Genomic DNA, 21,981 nt, shown 5'->3' with positions numbered 1-21,981 from the left:
GAATTTTTTCGTCAATTCCAGGCGCTCTCCCGGGAACAAAAGACCGCTTTTGTCCTTCTTGTCGTCATGGGGGCTTCCGCGGCCGGCATCGGCCTCGCGTCCTTCGGATCAAGCATCCATCGGCCCATCGACGAGCAGCTGGCGCGAAGCGCCGTCGGGTACCTGACCCCGAGCCAGCAGGAAGCTAAGTCCATCGAGCTTTCCAAGTCCCGGGATACCGATCAGGACGGCCTGTCCGATTACGACGAGCAGAACGTCTATCGCACGAGCGCTTACCTCAAGGATTCGGACTCCGACGGGATCGACGACAAGACGGAGGTGCTTGCTGGCAACGACCCCAACTGTCCGCTTGGCAAGGAATGCGGGCGTGGGAGCGGGTACGAAGCATTCGCGCGCCCGGCGACGATCGCGGTGCCGGAGCCTCCGCAGGCCCCGATCCTCGCGTCGGCCCCGACCTCGTTCCGTTCCACCGAGGAACTCGAAGCGTATTTCAAGAGCATCTCCCCGGAGGAGCTGCGCGCGGCGCTCATCCAGGCAGGGCTCCCCAAGGAAGCCGTGGATTCCATGGACGACCAGGCGTTGCGCGACCTGTTCGACAAGACCGTGAAGGACGCGGTCGCCGCCGGGCAGTTTACGGACGTGCTCCCCCCCTCAGCCCCATAACGTGTTATGCGTAGAACGGGAGGCATTCCAGCGTTGAGCCGATGGGTCGCCGGGGCGGTCGCGATCGTATGTTCGGTCTCGATCATCGGGTTCTTCCTTGCCGTTCCTGCGCATGCGGATGAAAGCGCGTCCAGTCCGGCCGTGCCCGCAACGGAGGCGGCGCTGAAAGCCGTCCCTTGTCCTGTCGTTGCCGGTAACAGCGAGGGGTGCATCGCGGAACATGCGGCGGCCTCCATCGAGACCGTGGACAAGGGGATGCTCAAGCCGATCGTAGAGGCGAACATCGTGTTCGCCCTGTTCGATTTCATGTCGTTCGTGCTCGATCGCCTCGCGTACGAGTCCGCCCTGTTCGTGGCAAGCGGCGGAAAGGGCGACCAGCCGCTCTACCACGTGTTCGACCCGCTCGATTCCGGGAACAATCCGATCGGCCTCGACATCGTGGGGGGGTCCATGGATTTCCTGAACACCGGGTTCGGCGAGCTCACCGGCTTCAAGTTCGACATCTGCAACCCAGGCCTGCTTACGGACGGTTTCAAGCTTGCGCTCTCGTTGGGCATCAAGGCATCTTACACGGTACAGAAGCCCAAATGCGATTTCCTTTCCATTGGCAAGAACTGGAATAGCTTCCTTTCTTCGGCCGCGGAACTCGCCAAGGATCCCACCGGCCCCGTGCTCGCCGCGTTTGCGCAGGGGCTGCGACCGGGCCAGAACGAGCTGTCCATGTCCATCGACCTCGCCTTCTCCACGCGCGAGGAATACAACAAGAAGCGCACCCTCGACCTGCTCGACCGGGAGTTCAACGGCGGATTCAAGGACGTCACCGACGTGGTGACCGGCCAGATAAAGACCCCCGCCGTCCTCCTGCGCGAGGATTTCCTGCACGCCAACGTGGGCAAGGACGAGAAGAAGCAGGAGCGGGTGGCGGCGCTCATCGCGGCCAACCCGCAGTTCTGGTGGGGGATGCTCTGGCATACGGTGGGCGTGTTCACGAGCACCCTCGGCTCCAAATGGACGCAGCAGCTTTACGAGGGTTTCTTCCCGGCCCCGGAGCTCCCGAGCAATCCGTTCGATTCGCTTGCCGTGGTCAGCAACGCGCGCGAGCAGGCCCAGGAGCACTTCTCCAAGCTGATCGCGGTCACGCCCACGTCGGTCGACAACTACAACATCCTCGGCGAATTCATCACCTGTCCCACGGGCGGGGTGGTCATGCGCGGACCCAACCATTGCGTCATCGACCAGCCGTTCTTCCAAGCGGTCTCGCGCGGAGCCACGGACAATCCGCTCACGGTCGCGCAGGCGATCGAGGAGCGGTTCATCCACAAGGATTGGCCGCTCGTGCGACCCGACGACCCCAAGAACCAGGACATCCTGTGCAAGGACAGCGCCTATTGTTTCGGCAATCTGGTGAAGCTGCGCAAGGCGCGCATCCTCCCCATCGGCTGGGAGATGGCGGCGGGGAAGGTGAAGCCCAACGAGACGGTGAAGCTCGAGGACGTGATCGCCGGGTTTGACGACTGCAATGCCGCAGGGACCGCCGACGACATGCACCGCTGGTGCCACCTCATCGATCCAAATTGGATCCTCAAGTATCCCGACACCCAGTGCCGCGCGTTCGTGAACGGCGAGACGCTCGCGGCGGCGAACTCCGGCGCGCGCGCCCCGGTGTGCGCAGACACCCCGAGCTGCCTGTCCGAGAACGCCGACGGCGAGTGCACGGGCGGGTTCGGCTACTGCGTGCGCGAGAAGAACGTCTGGCAGTTCCGCGGCGACGCCTGTCCGGCCGACTTCGCCGGGTGCCTGGCGCTCCAGAACACGCAGACGAACCAGCGCAACGGGTTCCTGCTCAACACCGTGGATTTCGCCGGCTGCAACTCCGGGAACGCCGGCTGCCTGTGGTCCAGGGTGAACAAGTTCCCGGATACGCACGGGACCGCGTCGGACACGGCCGATGACACGTTCGAGTTCCTCCCCGCCGGCCAAACGTACGTGGTCGCCGCCAAGGACGCCGCCCAGGACGCGTTCAGGGATCGCGCGTATTTCAACAATGACGTGAAGTCCTGCAACGGCAACGATGCCGGATGCGCCGGGCTGCTTCGCGCGGAAAACGTCACCTTCAACCTGTTGCAGAACGGGAGCTTCGAGCGCGGCACGGCCGGGAGCCCGCCCGTCGTCGAAGGCTGGCAGCTCGGATCGGCCGTCACGTACTCCGATGCGCTCGGCGCCGATCAGGGGTCCGATGCCGTGGGGATCGGATCCGGGACGAATGGGACGATTTCGCAATCCGGCGTGTTCTTGTCCAAGGATTCCTTCTATACCTTGAGCTTTGAGGCGAAGGGGAGCGGCACGGCCGTCGGGACGGTCACGCTCACCACCCTTGCCGGCGTCGCGATCGACCTCACCAATGTCTCCACGCGCGGGTGCGCCGTGATCGGCGCCGCTGCCCCGCGCAACCAGGTGCAGGCCGCGCCGAATCTTTCGGCGGCGTACGCCGCGACGACCTGCACGTTCAGCCTCCCCGCAAACGCGCTCGCGAGCGTCTCGTTCAGCGCCCCGTCCGGCGCAACGCTCGACTCGGTGCAACTTGAACGGGGAGAAAACGCCACGCCGTTCACCGACGGGTATGCCGGCAACGTGGACGCGGCCGTCGCCTCGCTCAAGGTTCCGCCGAGCTACCTCGACTGCCGCGGATTGCCCACGGATCCCAAGGAATGCGCCGGCTTCGCGCCCGTGTGCGCGGCCGTGGACGTCGGGTGCGAGCGTTACCGGCCCGAGGACGGCGACCCGTCCGTCTCGGCCGTCGCCTCCGACATCGACCGCTGCCCGGCCGCGTGCGTGGGGTACGCCGCGTTCAAGCAGGAGGAAACCAAGTACGAGGCCTCCGCGTTCCCGGTGAATTTCATCCCGACGACCGCACAGGCCTGTTCCGAGGCAAACGTCGGCTGCGATGCGTTCACGAACCTCGATACGCTCGCCGCGGGCGGGGAAGCGGTGGAGCACTACACCGATTTGCGCGCGTGCACCACCCCCGTCCAAGCCGGGGCGGATCGCGTCACCTATTTCACCTGGACCGGCACGCAGGCGCAGGGGTTCCAGCTGCGCCCGACGCAGCTGCTCAAGTCCAATCGCGACGACGCGCCGTGCACGGCCACGGTGATGGACGACCCGAATTCGATCAGGTGCGACGACGCGGATCCGGCGACGCGCGCGGACGCCGCGTGCGACGAGCACTCCGACACCATCACCGATCTCGACTGCGGCGAATTCTACGACGGCGACGGGGACATCCACTACCGCCGCTTCAGCGAGACGGTGTTCGTGGACGAGAGCTGCCACCCGTACCGCAAGACCCAGCTCGTTTCCGACCCCGCCGCGGCGCGGGACACCTGTTTCGTCACGGGCGGGTTCTTCACCGCTTCCGGCGAATGCCATTACTTCGGCCTGCCGTCGCGATCGCGCTCATGTCCCGCCTCTGCCGCGGGGTGCCGCGCCTACACCGGCGGCGGGGGCCGCAACGTGGCCACCGTGCTTGAGGAGACGTTCGAGGAAAACGGCGCGACCGACTGGACCGCGCAGGGGAGCGCCACGGTCGCGGTGAGCAACGACGCGGTTTCCGCGGGCGGGCATTCGCTGCGCGTGAGCAACGCCGCCGCCGGGGCAGGGGCTTCCACCCTTGAAGGGAGCGTGAGCCCGTTTGTGGGGAACGTCGTCCCTGGGAGGACGTTTACCGTGAGTTTCTTCGCGCGTGGCACCGGCGACGTGAACGTGGCGTTCCGCCCCGTCGATGGAACGCCCTCCCCGATTTCGGACGTCCCAGCCGACCTCACCACGGACTGGCGGCCGTACTCCCTCGGCCCCATCGATTCCTCCACGATCGACGGGTTCGACGACCAGTCCGCCCTGCAGTTCACGGCCGTGAGCGGCGGCACCGAGTTCTTCCTGGATAACGTCCGGGTCACCATGGCCGACGACACGCTCGCGCTCATCAAGGATTCCTGGGTAACCCCGGCCTCCTGCGACACGGCCCCCAACGGCCAGAACGCGCCGCAGTTCTATCTCGGCTGCGAAGCGTACACGGATCGCGCAGGCGCGACCGACGAGTTCTACCGCTTCGGCCGGCTGTGCAGCGAGCAGGCGGTGGGCTGCGAAGCGTTCTTCGACACGCATGCGTCGGAGTCGGAGTACGGCCAGACCTTTAACGCGCGTTGCGTCGCGACGGGTGGCGCGGCCGTGTCCGTCCTCACCCCGTGCGCGGTGCAGGGCCGCACGGCATGCCAGATCGCTCCGGGAAAGAGATTCTGCCTGTTCGATGCTGACGGCGTGATCCCCCCGGGGACGCCAAACGTGACGATGGGCCCGGAGGCGCGCGTCGTGTACAACGACTCCCCGCTCTATCTCGTGGACGACGGCTCCGACCAGTGTTCCGTGGCCGCCGTGGGCTGCACCGAAGTGGGCACTCCCAAGTTCAATCAGGACAAGACCGCGGTCACCTCGTTTACGAGCGCGTTCGTGATCGACGACCCGGACACGTACGACCAGGTGCTGTGCGGGCACGAGGACCTGTTCTGCCAGGAGTTCTCCTCCACCAAGGACGGCAACTTCTACTTCAAGGATCCCCTCGACCAGCGCTGCGAGTTCAAGACCGACATCAGGGTGGGCGGCCAGAACGCCTCGGGATGGTTCGTGAAGGGGACGATCGTCCCGTGCGACGAGGACGTCGTGATCAGCGGCAACACGTTCGGCATACGGCGCAACGGCGACGCCGGCTACGAAGGCTGGGTGGGGGAGTGCGGCTCCCAGTACGACCTGTGCACCGCGTTCGTGGACCCGTCCGACACCGACCACGGCGCGTATCCGCAGGGGGTGCAGTACACCTTCCTCGATAATGATGCGCTCTCCGATACCGCTACCGGCAGCGAACGCTGCGAAGGCCAGGTGAGCCAGAAGCTCGGCTGCGCCGTGTTCCGCAATGTCACCGACCCGTCGCTCAAGTTCGCGTCCGGTCCAAGCTACGTGGCCTCCGAGCATGCCGACGTGCTGTTCGGCGGCCGCCCGTTCGACCTGCGCGACCCGGTGTCTTGCCCCGCGACCTCCGCCGGGTACGACCTCGCGAATCTCGCCGGCCTTCCGGACCCGCAGGCGCTGTGCAGCCGTCGGTGCCGCTATCCCGTGGGCGCGGATCGCGACCTCGCCGTGGGGAATTCTGACACGTCCACGGCCGATGCCGCCGCCGAGTACGCCGGTTCCTGCCTCGTGGACTCGGACTGCCCGTCGCTCGAAGACGACCGCGGCGACGCCGTTTCCGGTACCTGCGTGGACCTGCGCACGGGCAAGGGCAGCGACGGGACCGCGGTGGCCGCCGTGAGCATCGACGCCGCGTTCAAGAACGACGCGAACGACGTCATCAAGGTGAACCGCAACCGCGACTGTGCGGAGTGGCTGCAGTGCGCGAGCTCGCACGCGAGCTGGGACCCCAACACGTCCACCTTCCGCACCATCTGCGACGGCCTGGCGCTGTGCGAGACGCGCGGGCAAGGCACCGGCGACAACGCCTGCGCCGGGTTCGTGGACCCGCAGCCCATCACGCTCGATGAGGCCGTCTACACAAGCCGCGACGTGAGCTGGAACGGGCTCGAGTACTCCGGGTACGCCATCCCGAACCAGCTTTCGATGGACCTCCTGTCGCAAGTCAACGTGAACCCGGGGAGGTGGTGCGTGGATGCGGACGGCAACCCGGCCCAAGGTTCCGCCCCCTCCGTCAACATCAATATCCCCAACCGCGGCGTCAATCTCAATCCCATCCTCGACCTGGGCGTCACCCTTCCGGGCACGATCGTCGGTCGCGAGATCGCCTGCGCCTCCGACGACGACTGCGCCTCGGACGCGACCTGCGAAGACGCCCCGGAGGATTTCCGCCTCGCCTACGTGGCCGGAAGCTGCCAAGAAGCGGGAACGGGCGGCGTGGGCCGCGGCGGTTCGTGCGCCGTCGGGTTCTGCAAGAACTCCAACGCGGGATGCGTCACGGACAACGATTGTTCCTCCTCCGTGAGCGACGACACGTGCGTGTTCGGCTTCTGCCAGGCCACGAACAACGCCGGATGCGTGACCGACGCGGATTGCACGGCGAGCGGATTCCGCATCTGTGACGACCTCAAGTGCGTGGACCAGCTGAAGACGCTCGATGACACCTGTTCGCCCGACGGTTCCGTCGCGTGTTCCGGTACGCAGCAGTGCATCTCGAGCGCCAAGGCGAAGCTTGGAGCCTGCTACAACGACAGCTGCCTCACCGACGTCTCCGGCATTGCCAAGCTTCAGCTCACCACCGCCGAGTCCACGGCTTGCCGCGCATACCCCGAACCCACCTCGCCGTTCGACGCCGGGAAGATCGTCTCGGTGCATAGCCCTGACATCAATGCCGGGGACAGCGAACATCTCCAACCGCCGACCCCGGTTACGTTCATCCCCCAGTTTTCCGGCAGCAACACCTGCGCCCCCGTCGCATCCGGCTCGGGGTGGGCGACGAGCGACGACTGCCTGTGTTCGTACCAGAAGGTGACGTACGGCGACGGGGCCATCACCAGGTATTACGGCACGGATCGCGCCGATGCGCCGCCCACGGGCGTGTGCACCAACCCGGAGAAGAAAGGGATGGAATGCGAATACGACGCCGATTGCGATTCCGGCACTCCGCCGACGTCCGAAAACCCCGTGAGCGCCGGATTCCGTCCGGGCAGCTGCTCCAAGCGCACGGCCGAGGATACCCTGCTCGGGTGGGAAGGGTACTGTCTCGAGCGCGACTCCTCGTTCCAGCTGTTCGGAAGCCAGGATCCCAGCGACCGTTCTTGCCTCACCTGGCTCCCCGTGGACCAGCTCTCCGGCGCCACCGACCTGTTCGGCAAGTCCATCGAAGCTGGCTTCGAGCGCCCGGCCGACGCCACCGGGGAAATCTACTACTGCGCGGAGACGGCGGTGTATGCGGATTTGTGGCCGTTGGGCGTGCAATTGGATTCTACGACAGGCCTTCCGACTTCGCCCGACCCTGATACACGGAGCGTGGATTATGCGTGCGCAGCGTCCGATGCGGAAGCCGGGCCAGGCGGCTATTGCGACTTTGGTTCATACGGGGAAAAGAATGATTCCCACTCTCCGCAAAAAAATAACGATGACACCGGCTGCATCCGCAACGCGTTCTGTCCGGACGGGTATGTGGCCATGCTTGGTTATTGCGACAGCGACGAGAAAGGGAACGGTGGGAGTTCGGATGAGACCAAAGACAAAGGCACATTCTGCAAAGCGGGGAACAACGCATCGGATTTCGATCAGCCGCGCATCCCTGATCCGTTAGCCGTGAGCGAGACGCGCCCCACGGATGACTGCCCGTACATCTGCATCCCCCAAAATTCTCACCATGCGGCGGGGGCGAACCCGGGAGAAGATTGCCTCGCGCATTATTCCAAGCTAGGTACGTCCGTGTTCGAGACGCCTGTGTACGGCCTTGGGGACATCGCAAATGGCCCGGGGAGCGTGTCGGATTTCCAATATCTCGCGGACTGCTCGGTGCGCGGCGTGCCCATGACGCCAGGCACCGGCTATGACCCGATCTGGATCCGCACGTTCGACGGGATGCCTGGCCGCGGGTGGGGACCGGGAGGGTACGGGTGGGTGCAGACGGACAACGGGACGCCCAAGGATGACAACAACAATGACGAAAGACTGCAAAATGACCCGCAAGGATCCTACGGGATCGCCCATCGCGCCCCGGGCGCGAAGGTGAAGCACTGCGACCTCACTGGCAAACGCTGCGCCGTGAAGGATGATTGCCGGATCGAGGGCACAGGAGCCGCAACGGACAATCTCGCAGACTGCCTTGCGAGCTGTGCGAGCAACCCGGCCGCGTACGTGGTGGGCGGGACATCCTTCGGGATCTGCATGACAATCTGCCTGGGCTCTTCGGCGGTGGATGACCTCTCCGACGCGAACGAATGCGTGTCCGACGGGCCGTTCGTCACCGGAAGCGTCTATCCCTACTACGCCTGTCAGGAGCTCGTGCAGGTCACAGGCACCGGCAGCAAGGGGCTCGATAACAAGGCGCAGACCGACAACCTCTGGAGTGACAGCGGATTCACGTCATCGTACGCGTACGGCGGGCAAGCGTTCCCGTACGGGCCGGAGACGATCCCCACCCCGGCCGGCCGCGCATTGCTGGACGAGATGTTCGTGCGCGATCCCGATACGGGCGAATTCGCGATGGCTCGAAACGTCGTCGGGAGCGATAGCTGGCCGCTGCCGGTGTGCGCGGACGATGATGGGGCGGGAACCGGAGGGGGAATAGGCACGATCGGTTTGAATGTCGGGGACGAGACCGCATTGGCCGACGCCTGCTCTGCGGGCGCGCGCACATATCCAGGCGAAGGGGAGTACGCGCAGGGTCCGGCGCTGAAGGAAGGGATGCTCCCGTTCGCGCTCGCGCGGCCGTTCGAGGATTTGGATGCGGTCGATGGCAGCGGCGACGAGCGGAAGGCGGTAAATGGCGAGGTGTCGGCCACGCTTGCGGGTTTGGCGGCGGTCGGGAGCAGCGATCCGGCCGCACCGACGCCTGACAACGGCCTTACGGGATTCGGCGTGAGCGTGCAGAGCGGCATCTCGCGGTTCTTCACGAAGGTGTTCAACCGATTCCAGTACGATTTTGAGGACGATCCGGACGGGGAAACGGGCGGCGCATACGTCCCGACGTCGGATGATCTGGACCTTTCGAATAAGTCCGGCACCGTCCCCGTCGTGACGTCCGTGGAGAAATGCGAGGGAAGCACGTGCGAAGAAGGGTCGCCCGGCACCTTCACGGTGAACGAACTCGCGGGCGGCAACGTGAAGGGCATCGACGGCCGGCAGCACGTGGCCGTGAGCTTCTATACGTACGCGAATTCCAACCAGATGCCCATCAAGAACATCGTGGTGGACTGGGGCGACGGACATCCTGGACCTGGGAACGGGCCTGCCGACTGGCCCACCGACAGCCAGAGCGGTTCCACCGACGACGGGAACTTCTACAAGAACCACCGCGGCGCTACGCGCGACGGCGAACCCATCTGCGGCGGGAGCAGCCCGGCAAACTTCGGCCTCACTCCGCGGGCATGCGATTCTACGTACAGATCCTACTCTCACGACTACCGCTGCAGCGCGACGCTCGTGGCCGACCTGGAAACCGCCGGTCGCACCTGCCGCATCGATCCGGATAACGGCCGCCTGCTGAACGCCCCCTGCACGGGCGGCCAGGTGCCAGAGGCCGGCGGCGCCTGCGTGTTCCAGCCCCGCGTGTTCGTGAAGGATAATTGGGGATATTGCACAGGCGTCTGTCCCGGTGGCGTTGATGCATCGGATAAGTGTTACGACGGTGAGAGTCAGGGTGGCCTTAGTCAAAATGAGTGCCGTCCCTTGCAGTGCCCTGGTGGTACCGGCTGCCCGGATGATAATCCATGGGTCAATTACAATGGATACGTTATCGTGCAGCCTTAACGCGGTCGCCTAATGAAAAAACTGGCACAGCTTCTGCTGTGCCAGTTGCGTTACTGCCTGTCGATGACATCCTCGGTACACGTGACCGTGTCGCACCACATGTAGTGGATCTGCGACATGGTGTCGTCATCCAGGATCTCGCCCGTCATGGTCTGGTTCGCGTCGAACTCCGAGACGGCGGTGAAGGTCGTACCCGTCACCACGGCGCCGATGATCGGCAGGCCGTCGAGGATGAGCGTGCCGCCATCCATGTAGGTCGTCACCGAGAACGTGCCGGTGGGTCCCGAGTAGGTGGCTTCAGGCGCCAGGCCGCAAATCCCTTCGTCTTGCCAGCGCACCTCCACGTTGCCTTCGTTGTTCAGCTCACCGACGATGTCCGCCGCGAGATGGTTGACGCAGCTCATGTAGGTGTGGAAGAGCGACGGGTCGCTGCCAGCCTTCTCGATGCTGCACGTGCGCGTGTCCGTGCAGTCCGGCACGAGCCCTTCGATCTCGGACGTGAAGTCGGAGAGCGTGCCGTAGTCGAGCTCTGTCGAGATCGGCAGCACGTAGAAGTCGCATGCCGAGACACCATCGGGTGCCTGGATGTCGAAGGCCAGCCTATCGGGCTCACCTTCACCTTCGCCCTCACCTTCGCCCTCGCCCTCGTTCGGGTCCGGGCCGTTGCCGTTCGGGCACCCTCCGAAGAGGGGCAGGGCGGCGAGTGTCGCCATCATCAGGAAGGGACGCATGGCGCCCTCCTTTCTGCCCGTCGTCCTTTGGGGAGCGGCGGGTGGTTCTGGGGCTGTTTGAAAGAGCGTTGGGCCAGCCCGCGTGGGCCCACTTGCACTTCCATGGTGGCCAGAAAAATGGGGATATGTCAAGAGCGGGGCGAAGGTTAGCCTTTTTCCTCCCGTCCAACACCGGGTGTTGGACGGGCACCATCTACGGGTCCAACACCGGGTGTTGGACCCAGTCTTTCAGGAAGCGGGGATATGCGTCCGGGAGCTTGAACTGTTCGAGGATGGAATCAGGTCGAATATAGAATCTTTTGGTTCCTTCCAGATAATCCTTGGCACTTGACCAAAGGTAGCCTCGCATCGAGCGTATGGCAGCTGGCCAATCTTGAATCCCAGCATCCCGCCATTCAGGGAATGAAAGATCGAGGACGTTGAGATGAATGTACCGAGAGAGATGGAGCAAGTAGCCATCATCCATCACATGTTTTGCCTGGAATGGTGATTGGAATAGCCGGCCATTTCGCTGATAGCGAAGGTTGAAGTATTTCGTGAACCCAGTCCCGACACGGCGCATGAATTCAGGGACGCCACGATCGGCGACCTGGCGAAGAAGAAAATGATAATGGTTTGGTAGCAGCGTGTAGGCTACCACTTCTACGTAGGGCGTTTTGCTCGGTACCACAGGGCTGATGCGTTGGAGCGACTTGGTAGCATGGCGTCCGACATCATTGAAGGCCACGATTCCTTTCATGAAGCGCAGTCGGTCTCTTTCAGCCTGGAAAATGAGGCGCTTGTCCACACCACGGTTATAGACATGATAGTACTCTCCGTTCATAAATGACGTCTCGCGCATAAGTTTGGTCCAACACCCGGTGTTGGAAAAGCAAAACCCCCCGAAAACCGGAGGGTCATGAATGAGATTGAGTTAAGATTATATGAAAAACCTTGAAAAGTCAAATATCCAACACCGGGTGTTGGACGGGTGCGATCTTCGAATCCAACACCTGGTGTTGGATTCGGGCTTGGACAACCTGCCCCTTCTCCGGCAAGATGTCCACGTATGATCGACCCGAAACTGATCGTGGAGAACCCGGAGCTGGTGGCCGAGAACAACCGCAAGCGCGGCAAGCCCATCGACGTGTCCATGGCCTCGCGCCTGGCCGCGGAACGCGCGAAGAAGATCGGCAAGATCGACGCCCTGCGCGCCCGAGGGAATGAGATCGCCGAGGCGATTCCCACGGCCTCCGCCGAGGCCCGTCCGGCGCTGGCCGCGGAAGGGAAAGAAGTGAAGGAGGCGGCCAAGGCGCTTGAGGCGGAGCTCGGCCAGATCGAAGCCGAGCTCGCGCGTGAGGTGCGGATGTATCCCAACATCCTTCGCGCCGACGTCCCGGAGGGGAAGGACGAGACCGGCAATGTCGTTCTCCGGACATCCATGGAGCCGACCACGTTCGACTTCGAAGCGAAGGACCACATGGAGCTCGCGACCGCGCTCGGGATGATCGACGTGGAACGCGCCGCGAAGGTATCCGGAGCGCGATTCGCGTATTTCACCGGCGCCGCGGTGCAGCTCGAGTTGGCGCTCGTGCAGTACGCCCTTTCCGAGCTCATGAAAGAGGGGTTCGTCCCCGTGCTTCCGCCGCACATCATTTCCACCAAGGCCATGGCGGCGATGGGATACCTCGATCACGGAGGCGAGGAGGAGGTGTATCACCTGAAGAACGACGACGCGGTGCTCATCGGCACCAGCGAACAGGCAATCGGCCCCATGCTCATGGACGAGACGCTGGACGCGAAGGACCTTCCGCTGCGCTACGTGGGCATTTCTCCATGCTACCGCCGTGAGGCTGGCAGCTACGGCAAGGACACGAAGGGGATCCTGCGCATGCATCAGTTCGACAAGGTGGAGATGTTCAGTTTCACGAAGCCGGAGGAGTCCGACGCGGAGCACGCGCTCATCCTGTCGCTTCAGGAGCGGCTCATGCAAGGGCTCAAGCTCCCGTACCAGGTGGTCGCGCTGTGCTCGGGCGACATCGGGGCTCCCTCCGCCCGCACGTACGACATCGAGACCTGGATGCCGGGGCAGAACCGCTATCGCGAGACGCATTCCACGAGCAATACGACCGACTTCCAGACCCGTCGCCTCAACATCCGCTACAAGGACCCTTCGGCAGGCTCAGGGGGGGCTGGGAAGGCGAAGGGGCTCGCGCATGCGCTCAACGGCACCGCGTTCGCCATCGGCCGCATCCTGATCGCCATCCTTGAAAATTATCAGCACAAGGACGGGTCGGTCGTCGTCCCCGTCGTCTTGCGCCAGTGGATGGGAACGGATGTTATCCACCCCAAGACGTTCGCCTAAGCTGACAACGGGATGGTCGCGCAACGTACCGCCAAACGGCGGTATTTTGCATTGTCATGTCAAATCGACATGACACGATTTTATGCTAAAATTAGCAAAAAAATGGTTGACAAGAGCGAAAAAAACGAGTGAAATGGAGGCAAGATCGCACGCGTCCACTTCCATCCTCTGCCCAGCTCGCGACCGGCGGCGGTAGATGCATACGAATGAAGCCAACGGGGCGGCATCGCGGAGCGGAAGGGACGGGCGGTCGGGGAAACCGGGCATGGGACAAGGGTCGTGCCATGTCGAACGCTCTCGCCGCGGCGCGAAAGATCTGGCGCGCCGGGCGAGGCGGTCGCACACCGCGGCAGGCCTCATCAGCGGACCTTCACAAAGGAAGATCAGGATGAAAGGCACGAACGCCTGTCTCGCCCTTCTCGCCATCGCGCTCCTCGCGTATGGGTGTCACCTCGCGCCGACCACGGGATCGGCAGAAGAAACGCCTCCCGACCTCGACGTGGGAGGGGCGACGGACGGGATCGCCGCGCTTCACCTTCCCGTCCCGGCTGGCGCCTCGATGCTGTGCACCCAAGGAACGGACGGGGAGCACAGCCACCGCGCGCGATCCACGAGGCATGACCTCGATCTGGACACGCGCAATGACCGGGACGAGGAGGCGTACGCGCCGATCGCCGGCATCGCCCGGGTGCATGACGAGGACCCGGCGACGGGCTTCGGCATCCACGTGAACGTCGACCTTGGCGACGGCACCTACGCGCTCGTCGCGCACCTCAAGCGGGCGTTCGTCACCGACGGCCAGGAAGTGGCCGTGGGGACGCTCATCGGCTACGAGGGGTGCACCGGGGCCTGCGACGGCGACCACGTGCACGTTGGCGTGCACCGCGGCGATGCCGCCCTCCCGGCGGAACGCGGCGAAAGCATCCCCTCCGCCGTGCTCGTGCGCGGCGCGGACGGGACGAGCCTGCGGCTTGATGGGAGCGACGCCGTGTGCGGCATCCCGGGCGGCCGCTCGTATGCGTCGGACCTCGCGGTGCCGCTGCGGCATCCCGACGGGGCGCTCGTGAAGACCCCCGCGGACCCGCACGTGTACCAGCTGGACGGCGGAGGAGCGCGCCACGTCGTGGACGAGAACGCGTTCTACGCGCTCGGCTACGACTTCGACGACGTGCTGACGATCTCCGACGAGGAGCTCGCCTGCTACGGGGTCGGCGCCACCATCAGTTCGCCCGCCGACCTCGATTGGACGCCGGCGCCAGGCCTCGTGACCGGCACGCTCGTGCGCGAGATGTCGAGGAGCGACGTGTACGCCGTGACCCCGCGCGGGCTCATGCCCATCGCGGACTGGCCGACGCTGCTCATGCTCGGGTATGCGCCGGCACGCATCCGGTTCGTGCCTGACGGCACGCTCGCCGCCTCCGGGCTCCCGCTCGGGGACTGCACGACCGGGTTCGGCTGCGTGACGCGCGCGAGGGTCTCGACCTGCGACGAGCCCGTCGCGTTCGGCCTGTCCGATGATGGCGGTGCCGGCGGGGAGCAGACGCCGGACGGGTCGCCGGATCCCGACGCGCTGCTCGCGCTCGACGGGGGACAGCTCGGCATCGCCTATGTGCCCGGCAACGTCCCGGACCAGACCTGGTTCCTGGTCGAGACGGCGCACGCGGATGAGAGCCTCATCCGCGCCTACGCGCCGTATCCGTTCGAGCCTGTCGGGAACGGGTTCGTGGCGGTCGTGGACGACCTGGTGCCCGGAGACCTGGTGCGGTTCGTGGTCATCACCGGCGACGTTGCCGGAATCAACCGTTCGTGCGAAGGCGCGGGCGACCTGGCGGTCCGGTACGAGCCGGACGCGCTTATTCCAACGACGCGTCTCGGGTTCGACCCGGACGGGTGCGTGCACGAGACCGTCATCCCCGGCGTGGCGGAGTTCGACCCGGAGCCGGAACAAGGAGATGACGATGGAGGAAACGAAGATGAACCGCCGCAAAGCGACGACGGAGACGACGGCGCGGCATCGGATGACCCTGCTGCTGACGGCGTTCCGCCTGATGGCGGCGACACGGACGGGACCGAGGACGATGGAGGAGGCGCAGACGGAGCAGACGATGCTGGAGCGGCTCATGCGCTCCACCTGACCTGGACCACGCCGTTCTCCGCGACCGCACAGCGCATCACCCTCTCCGGCGAGTACCTGTTCGCGGACGGGAGCTACGGCTTCTTCTACCACGAGCTCGGGACGGTCCACGACGCCGCGACCGTCACCTACGACCTCGACGGGGTGGGGAGCGGCGACCGCTTCCGGTTCTCGGCGGAATACGAGATGCCGGACGGCCACGTGAGCTGGTCGTGCATCGGCCCCTACGACGCCTCGCAAGGGCTGTACGGGACGAGGCAAGGGACGGCCGCCGCCGACGTGGACGGGGAAGCGGTGGACATCGACACGTCCGACGACCCGACGAGCACTGGGTGTGGACTGATTCTGATGATTCCGTGACGACGATGTGGCTCCGGGGGACTCCTGGGGCCAATTTTCTTAAAACTTGAAGAACCAAAACTTGAAGGACCAATGGAAACGTGAAAGGACGAAGGGTGAAAGGGCGAAGGATTGAAATAGCATAGAAAGAAGTTATGAGGATTTATGATCTTGAGCGGCGGACATCTGAGTTCGCCATGGACGTCCGTCAGTTGGTGAAGCGGCTGCCGATGAATCCTTGGAACAAGGAAGATGGCAAACAACTCATTCGGTCGTCCGGGTCCATTGGGGCGAATTATTTGGAAGGGAACGAAGGGGTAAGTCGGAAAGATTTCGTTCTTCGTTTGAAGATTGCAAAGAAGGAATCGCGTGAAAGCGGGTATTGGCTTGGAATCCTTGATGTGGGTTCCAGTGTCGTGCTTGCGAAGGAACGAGGACGGCTGACCGCCGAGGCAGGGGAACTGGTTCGTATTTTCGGTGCCATCATCGGCAAAGTCGTCGTATAAACGCCTTTCTCTTCAAATTTCGTCCTTTTTCAAGCCCTTTGGTCCTTCAAGTTTTGGTCCTTCAAGTTTTCCATAGGCCGCAGACCCTCCCCTATGCTATACTTACGCCAATTATGCAGCCTCGGAGGCACTGGCAATGGTTCTGTTCGCGTCCGGCGAAGATCGGAGCGGCTCTTGGCGTTTTCCTCGCGTTCGCGACCCCAGGCCTCGCGTGGGCGCAGGATACGGCAATCCAAGTGCGAGCGGCAAATCCGAAAGAGCCAAGCACGATTGACAACGTCCTGATCCTGCTCGCCGGCCTCATCGACCACGTCGCGGCGTTCCTCGCGAGCCTGATGTCGATCCTGCTCGGGACGGTCATCAAGGTGATGCAGTACAACGGGTTCGTGGATTCGCCTGTGGTCTCGGCCGGCTGGGCGATCGTGCGCGACACCGTGAACATGTTCTTCGTGGTGGTGCTCGTGGTGATCGCGGTGGGGACCATCTTCGGGTCGTCGCGCTTCCAGTGGCAGCAGCAGGTGCCCAGGCTCCTCCTGTTCGCCATCGTCATCAATTTCTCTAAGACCATCTGCGGGATCATCATCGACATCGGCCAGGTGGTGATGCTCACGTTCGCCAACGCGCTTCAGGCCGTGGCCGCCGGCAACTTCGTCCAGATGTTCGGCATCCAAGGGAGCCAGTTCACGAACACCAGCGCTATCTATAGCGTCGACCTCTTCTTTGCCGCGGTCGCGCACGTGATCATGAACCTGTGGGTGCTGGTCACCGTGATGATCCTGCTCGCGATCCTCGTGATCCGCATCGTGGCGCTGTGGATCCTCGTCACCATCGCGCCGCTCACCTGGTTCGTGGGCGGCATCCAGGGACTCACGCACAGCGACGCCTATGCGGACTGGTGGAAGAAGTTCAACTGTTACGTCGTTTCCGGTCCGCTCCTCACCTTTTTCCTCTGGCTCACCCTGGCCGTGCTCGGGGCGGGCAACGTCGCCGCAAGCAAGGGGTTCGAGGCGTTCAGCGCCCCGCGGCTTCCGGGCGAGGAACTTCCCATCAAGCTCGCCATCTTCGAGCCGGTGCACCTCATGACCTTCGTGATCGGCATGGGGATGCTCTACGCCGGGTTCCAGGCCGCGGCGGATTTCTGCCATGGCGCGAGCGGGGTGATCGGCGGGATGCTCCACAAGGGCCAGGGCGCCGGCGGGGTAATGGCCCGGTTCGCGGGCGGGCTTGGCGCCAAAGGCCTCGGCAAGGGCGCGGGCGCGGTGGCGCGCGGCGGCAAGTACGTGGCCGGAGCGGCCGCGAGCCGCATCGATACGAGCCAGTTCATGCAGGGCCGGCGCATGGACGCGCTCAAGAAGCAGGAGGCCAAGGCCAAGGGGATCGAGGATCCGCTCAAGCGCGCGAAGGCCATGGAGAAGGTGTCGGCCCAGCAGGCCAAGGTCGCCGAAGCCGCCAAGAAGGTCGGCAAGCCGTTTGAAGGGATGGGCGAGGACGCCAAGATCGCCGGGTTGGTGGCCGCCGGCCAGTCGGTGAAGTCCGGCAAGAAGCTCGACAGCCGCCAAAAGCAGCAGATGCAGGCGGTATTCGCCGAGATGGCGAGCAACAAGGACGCGCGCAAGGCGCTCGACCAGGCCGGCGTGTTCGGGAACCTGTACGAAGAGCTGGGCGGCAAGGAAATGACGGACCTCTTCAAGGGGGACAAGGCGATGAACGACAGCCTGAAGGACCTGCAGGCGACGCGTCCCGACGTCACGGGCGACTTCAGCAAGATCACCGACGTGGAAAGCCTGCGCAAGTTGGATCCGAAGGCGTGGGCCGCGTTGTCGGGCAACAAGGGCTTCAAGGACCGGATCGCGGACATCGACAGCGGCGACGTATGGAAAGACGGGCCTGACAAGGGCAAGCCGGTCAAGGTGCCTGATTATATCGCGGCCGGGCGCATGGGCGGTCGCGTGAAGGATGCCTATGAGGGAGGCCTGGGAGGCCTCTACGCCAAGATGTCCAAGGAGGAGCTCAAGAAAGAAAGCCCGCTGAACGTGACCGCGGCATTGCAGCAGATGAATCCCGACCAGGCCGCCGGTTTTGCGGAGAAGAATGCCGAGTCGTTCGCCACCGCCATCAAGGCCGACCCGCTCGTGATCGGCCGCATGAAGCCCGAGGCGCGCGAGCGCATAAAGGCCGACGCCTTGCCGCACCTCGACGACAACGCCATGGCGAGCGTGGTGCGCGGGTTCAAACAGGCCGGTCCGGACGGGCAGAAGGCCATGCTTCCTGATATCGACAACATCCGCTCGATGCTCAACGACAACCTCCAGACCGGCAAGCTCGCCGCGCTTGAAGAACAGCTGAAGGAGAGCGGCTGGCAGGAGACGGCGCTGACATCGGCGTTCGCTTCCGCCAATCCGCCTGATTTGGTCACGGCGGCAGCGCCCGCAGCCGCGACTCCTCCGCCGACGGACGCGCGCGAGGCTGAACGCGAAGTGCAGAGGCGCGCGAACGATCTCCTCCTCCGTTATAACGACGCACGCATCAAGCTGGAGAAGCTCAACCAGAAGCCTGGCTTCCAACAGACAGGCGACGAACGCCTGGCGATGAAGGGATTCCAGGAACAGATGAGCCGGCTTGAGAAGGATATCAATGAGATCGGTGGGGAGTATGCGAGCCGGCTGGCGGCCAGCAAGACGCCTAAGCCGCCGACCGGCACGGTCTAATCGAGCCATCGGGAGCCTATGGCAAAAACGTACGCGGACATCCCAGAGCCCGTCCTGGATTTCTTGAGCCATCCGGACGCCGTTCGGTTCCTGAAGAAGTGGGAGGAGCGTCATGCCTTGCCAAAGCTTTCAGGCGTCTTGAAGCTGCTTGATCGCGTCGTGCTCGGGGAAGTGGCGCTCGACGCGCTCCCGTCGGAGCTCGTGAAGCTTGGCGTGCCCGAGGCGAAGTCGAAGGCGGCGGCCGTGGACCTCGCGGCCGACCGGCTGCTTCCCATCGCCGGGGCCGTGGGCGACGTGGCCGGCGCGATCGCCTCTTGGGGCGGGGACCTTTCCAAGATGGAGGGAGGGAAGACGGTGGACATGCCAAAGGTCACCGCCGAATCGTTCGTGGCCGGGTACTTGGCCGAGCACATGGTACGCATGCCGACGGACGTGCTGCAGAACCGCCTGGTGCTCCTCGTCACCTCGTTCGTCAAAGGCGTGCGCGACGAGAACGAGGCGGCCAACATGATGTCGCGCGCGAGCAAGGTGGGCGGGCTCGACATGCCCGAGGCGGACGCGCGCGAGCTCCTCAAGGGGGTCGCGGAGCGGTTGGCGTTCGTGAAGATCTCGTTCGCAGACACGCCAAAGACGGTCCAGGCACCCGCCGTTTCACCCGAGGGCCCGCAGGCCCCCCTCCTTGGAAAGGAGGGGGCAGGGACGGTACGAAGCGAGACGAGTCCCGTCCCGACCGCGGGCACGAGCGCAGGCACGGACCTCCCCATGCCCCTCCTTCGTAAGGAAGGGGTAGCTCGCCAGCCCCTCGCCGGCAGAGCCGTCGATGTCCCGACGGACGAAGACGCAGCCGAAGTTGCGGCGCTCACGAAGAAGAAGGGAATCAAACCGAGCTATCCCTCTCCTTACGAAGGAGAGGGCATGGGTGAGGTCCCGCGCGGCTCGTTTGCCGACCAGGTCGCGCAGGCCGCCGGCCTCTCCTTCGCGAACGCCGACATGAAGAAGCGGTTCGAGCTCGCGGTCGACGCCCGCGTGCGCGACGTGCGCGACGCGTTCGAGACGCGTGAGACGCTTGAGGCGGCCGTGGACAAGGGCGGGGTCGGGATCCAGGGCGCCGCGCTCGCGACGACCGTGGAAACGCTCGAGAAGCTGGTCGCACAGCGCCGGAGTTCGACGGACGCGACGGCCGCGAGCGCGCAGAAGGAGTTCGTATCCCGGACCCAGGAGGAGAAACGGAGCAAGGACGAAGCGCGCCGCGCCTTTGAGGAGGCGGCGCTTAGCAAGCGCTATGCCGAGCTCACGGGCCGCCCCACGGACGCCGTTTCGGCCGCCCCGATAGGAGCCATGAAGGCGGCGGCGACCGCACGCGTGTCGGCGGCCACGATTCCGCCCGGCGCCGGACGCCCCAGGGTGGACGACGTGCGCGCCGCGCGCCGCCTCGCCGGCCCGGTGGACGAGCTGCGCGGGATGACGCTCGCCGAGTTCCGCCGGCTTTCCAAGGACCCCGAGGAGGCCGCGCGCAAGGTGAAAGCCAAGGTGGCGCTCTTAGAGGACCAGGGGTACGACCAGCGCATCGCGGCCATCAAGGGCTGGCGGGAATCGGCCGTGCATCGGCTGTACGTGGCCTTGAGCCAGGAGGCGCTCAGCTCCGGGAAATCGGTGGTCCAGGTGGCCGAGGAGCGCCGCAAGGCGGATCCGGCCATGCTTACCGCCTCCGAGCTCGCGTCGCTCATCAAGCTCAACGGGGAGCTTAGATTCTGATAAGATATGCTACGAACCAACGAACGGCTACGAAACTACGAAAAGGGGATGTGACGTTCGTTGGTTCGTAGCCGTTCGTAGGTTCGTAACGAATTCCATGCCGGAACAATTCGTCGTCCCACAATTCATCGATGCGGAAGACAAGATCCTCGGGCCCGTCACCGGACGGCAGTTCGTGATCATGCTCGTGGTGCTGATGACGGACGCGATCCTGTACAAGGCCCTGCCGTTCGTCTACTTCCTGATGACCGCGATCCCGTTGTTCGCCATGGGCGTGGTGCTCGCCTTCGCGCGGGTCAACGGCCAGCCGTTCCACTATTTCATCCTCAATATCACCCAGACCTTCCGCAAGCCCCAGCTGCGCGTGTGGGACAAGACGCTCAACGACGGCGAGCTGCGCGCGCTCACCAGGTCGGTGGCGCCGCCGCCGCCGGCCCCGCCCCTGCGCAAGGCGCCGGTATCGGCGTCCAAGCTCGCGGAGCTCACGCTCGTGGTGAACACCGGCGGGGTGTATAAGCCGGAAAACGGGAGTACGTAGTACGTAGTGCGTAGTGCGTAGGAAAATCTACGCACTACGCACTACGCACTACCACCTACGCGCTATGCAATCCAAGGCGCTCGCCAAACCCAAGCCCGGCCCCGCGACCCAGCGGTACCTGGACGTCGCGGAGATCCGCGACGACATGGTGCTCCTCAAGGACGGCACCGTGCGCGCCGTGCTGCTCGTAAGCAGCATCAATTTCGCGCTGAAGAGCGGGGAGGAGCAGGAGGCCATCATCCAGTCCTACATCACCTTCCTCAATTCGCTCGAGTATCCCGTCCAGATCGTGATCCAGTCGCGCAAGATGAACATCGACGCGTACATCCAGTCGCTCAACGACCAGCAGAAGAAGACGGAAAACGACCTGCTCAGGGCGCAGATCGCCGATTACCGCACGTTCGTGACCGAGCTCGTGACCCTCGGGGAGATCATGCAGAAGCGGTTTTACGTGGTGGTGCCCTACGACCCGGTGTCCAACAAGCGCAAGAACTTCTTCACGCGCCTGGGCGAGGCGTTCTCGCCCGCCGCCGCCGCCAACTTGAACCAGAAGCAGCTCAAGGACCGGCTGGAGCAGCTCGGCCGCCGCGTGGACGTCACGAGCGGCGCGCTCTCGAGCATGGGGCTCTCGGCCGTCCGGCTCGACACCCAGGGGCTCATCGAGCTGTATTACACCGCCTATAACCCCGACGTCTTCGACACGGAAAAGCTGAACGACCTGGCGAAGATCCGTACAGAGGATTTGGCCTGATT

11 protein-coding genes are annotated in these 21,981 nt (G+C 64.3%); 9 read left to right on the top strand and 2 right to left on the bottom strand.

The features are described from left to right. Nucleotides 1-66 precede the first annotated feature (66 nt). The gene (locus tag EPO34_02510) at nt 67-663 is read left to right on the top strand and encodes a hypothetical protein (GenBank protein ID TAK04007.1); all 597 of its coding nucleotides are present in this window, start codon (nt 67-69) and stop codon (nt 661-663) included. Between the two features lie 6 nt (nt 664-669). Then, the gene (locus tag EPO34_02505) at nt 670-10,173 is read left to right on the top strand and encodes a hypothetical protein (GenBank protein ID TAK04006.1); all 9,504 of its coding nucleotides are present in this window, start codon (nt 670-672) and stop codon (nt 10,171-10,173) included. 50 nt (nt 10,174-10,223) lie between these two features. Here the strand turns inward: EPO34_02505 and EPO34_02500 are convergent, their stop codons facing one another. Continuing rightward, on the bottom strand, nt 10,224-10,904 hold the full coding sequence (locus EPO34_02500) for a hypothetical protein (protein ID TAK04005.1): 681 nt from the start codon (nt 10,902-10,904) through the stop codon (nt 10,224-10,226). Nucleotides 10,905-11,097: 193 nt separating this feature from the next. Then, a complete protein-coding gene (locus tag EPO34_02495) occupies nt 11,098-11,745 on the bottom strand; it encodes a hypothetical protein (protein TAK04004.1) in 648 nt (215 codons plus the stop codon). A 207-nt stretch (nt 11,746-11,952) separates the two neighbouring features. On the opposite strand from EPO34_02495, the gene EPO34_02490 reads away from it, so the two are divergent. The 7 genes from EPO34_02490 (at nt 11,953) to EPO34_02460 (ending at nt 21,979) form a co-directional block, all read left to right on the top strand. Next, on the top strand, nt 11,953-13,248 hold the full coding sequence (locus EPO34_02490) for a serine--tRNA ligase (protein ID TAK04003.1): 1,296 nt from the start codon (nt 11,953-11,955) through the stop codon (nt 13,246-13,248). 196 nt (nt 13,249-13,444) lie between these two features. Continuing rightward, entirely contained in the window at nt 13,445-15,742 is a 2,298-nt protein-coding gene (locus EPO34_02485) for a M23 family metallopeptidase (protein TAK04002.1), read from the top strand. Nucleotides 15,743-15,876: 134 nt separating this feature from the next. Next, a complete protein-coding gene (locus tag EPO34_02480) occupies nt 15,877-16,227 on the top strand; it encodes a four helix bundle protein (protein TAK04001.1) in 351 nt (116 codons plus the stop codon). A 113-nt stretch (nt 16,228-16,340) separates the two neighbouring features. Continuing rightward, a complete protein-coding gene (locus tag EPO34_02475; protein TAK04000.1) occupies nt 16,341-18,935 on the top strand; it encodes a hypothetical protein in 2,595 nt (864 codons plus the stop codon). Nucleotides 18,936-18,953: 18 nt separating this feature from the next. Continuing rightward, nucleotides 18,954-20,690: a hypothetical protein gene (locus tag EPO34_02470; GenBank protein TAK03999.1), complete on the top strand. Its 1,737-nt coding sequence runs from the start codon at nt 18,954-18,956 to the stop codon at nt 20,688-20,690. A 97-nt stretch (nt 20,691-20,787) separates the two neighbouring features. Further along, nucleotides 20,788-21,228, top strand: a complete 441-nt coding sequence (locus tag EPO34_02465; GenBank protein TAK03998.1) for a PrgI family protein — start codon at nt 20,788-20,790, stop codon at nt 21,226-21,228. A gap of 64 nt (nt 21,229-21,292) precedes the next feature. Then, on the top strand, nt 21,293-21,979 hold the full coding sequence (locus EPO34_02460) for a hypothetical protein (protein TAK03997.1): 687 nt from the start codon (nt 21,293-21,295) through the stop codon (nt 21,977-21,979). The last annotated feature ends 2 nt before the right edge of the window (nt 21,980-21,981 follow it).

It is taken from the genome of Patescibacteria group bacterium (assembly GCA_004297215.1).
In the GTDB taxonomy this organism is placed as follows: domain Bacteria; phylum Patescibacteriota; class Patescibacteriia; order UBA9934; family GWF2-40-263; genus 2-01-FULL-63-20.
The sequence above is the reverse complement of the archived record's forward strand: the minus strand, read 5'-3'. Positions and strand labels throughout refer to the sequence as shown.

What these genes read in the sequence shown, in the direction of transcription:
- EPO34_02510 (TAK04007.1), top strand. Translation starts at nt 67, where the DNA reads ATGGGGGCTTCCGCGGCCGGCATCGGCCTCGCGTCCTTCGGATCAAGC.
- EPO34_02505 (TAK04006.1), top strand. Translation starts at nt 670, where the DNA reads ATGCGTAGAACGGGAGGCATTCCAGCGTTGAGCCGATGGGTCGCCGGG.
- EPO34_02500 (TAK04005.1), bottom strand. Translation starts at nt 10,904, where the DNA reads ATGCGTCCCTTCCTGATGATGGCGACACTCGCCGCCCTGCCCCTCTTC.
- EPO34_02495 (TAK04004.1), bottom strand. Translation starts at nt 11,745, where the DNA reads ATGCGCGAGACGTCATTTATGAACGGAGAGTACTATCATGTCTATAAC.
- EPO34_02490 (TAK04003.1), top strand. Translation starts at nt 11,953, where the DNA reads ATGATCGACCCGAAACTGATCGTGGAGAACCCGGAGCTGGTGGCCGAG.
- EPO34_02485 (TAK04002.1), top strand. Translation starts at nt 13,445, where the DNA reads ATGCATACGAATGAAGCCAACGGGGCGGCATCGCGGAGCGGAAGGGAC.
- EPO34_02480 (TAK04001.1), top strand. Translation starts at nt 15,877, where the DNA reads ATGAGGATTTATGATCTTGAGCGGCGGACATCTGAGTTCGCCATGGAC.
- EPO34_02475 (TAK04000.1), top strand. Translation starts at nt 16,341, where the DNA reads ATGCAGCCTCGGAGGCACTGGCAATGGTTCTGTTCGCGTCCGGCGAAG.
- EPO34_02470 (TAK03999.1), top strand. Translation starts at nt 18,954, where the DNA reads ATGGCAAAAACGTACGCGGACATCCCAGAGCCCGTCCTGGATTTCTTG.
- EPO34_02465 (TAK03998.1), top strand. Translation starts at nt 20,788, where the DNA reads ATGCCGGAACAATTCGTCGTCCCACAATTCATCGATGCGGAAGACAAG.
- EPO34_02460 (TAK03997.1), top strand. Translation starts at nt 21,293, where the DNA reads ATGCAATCCAAGGCGCTCGCCAAACCCAAGCCCGGCCCCGCGACCCAG.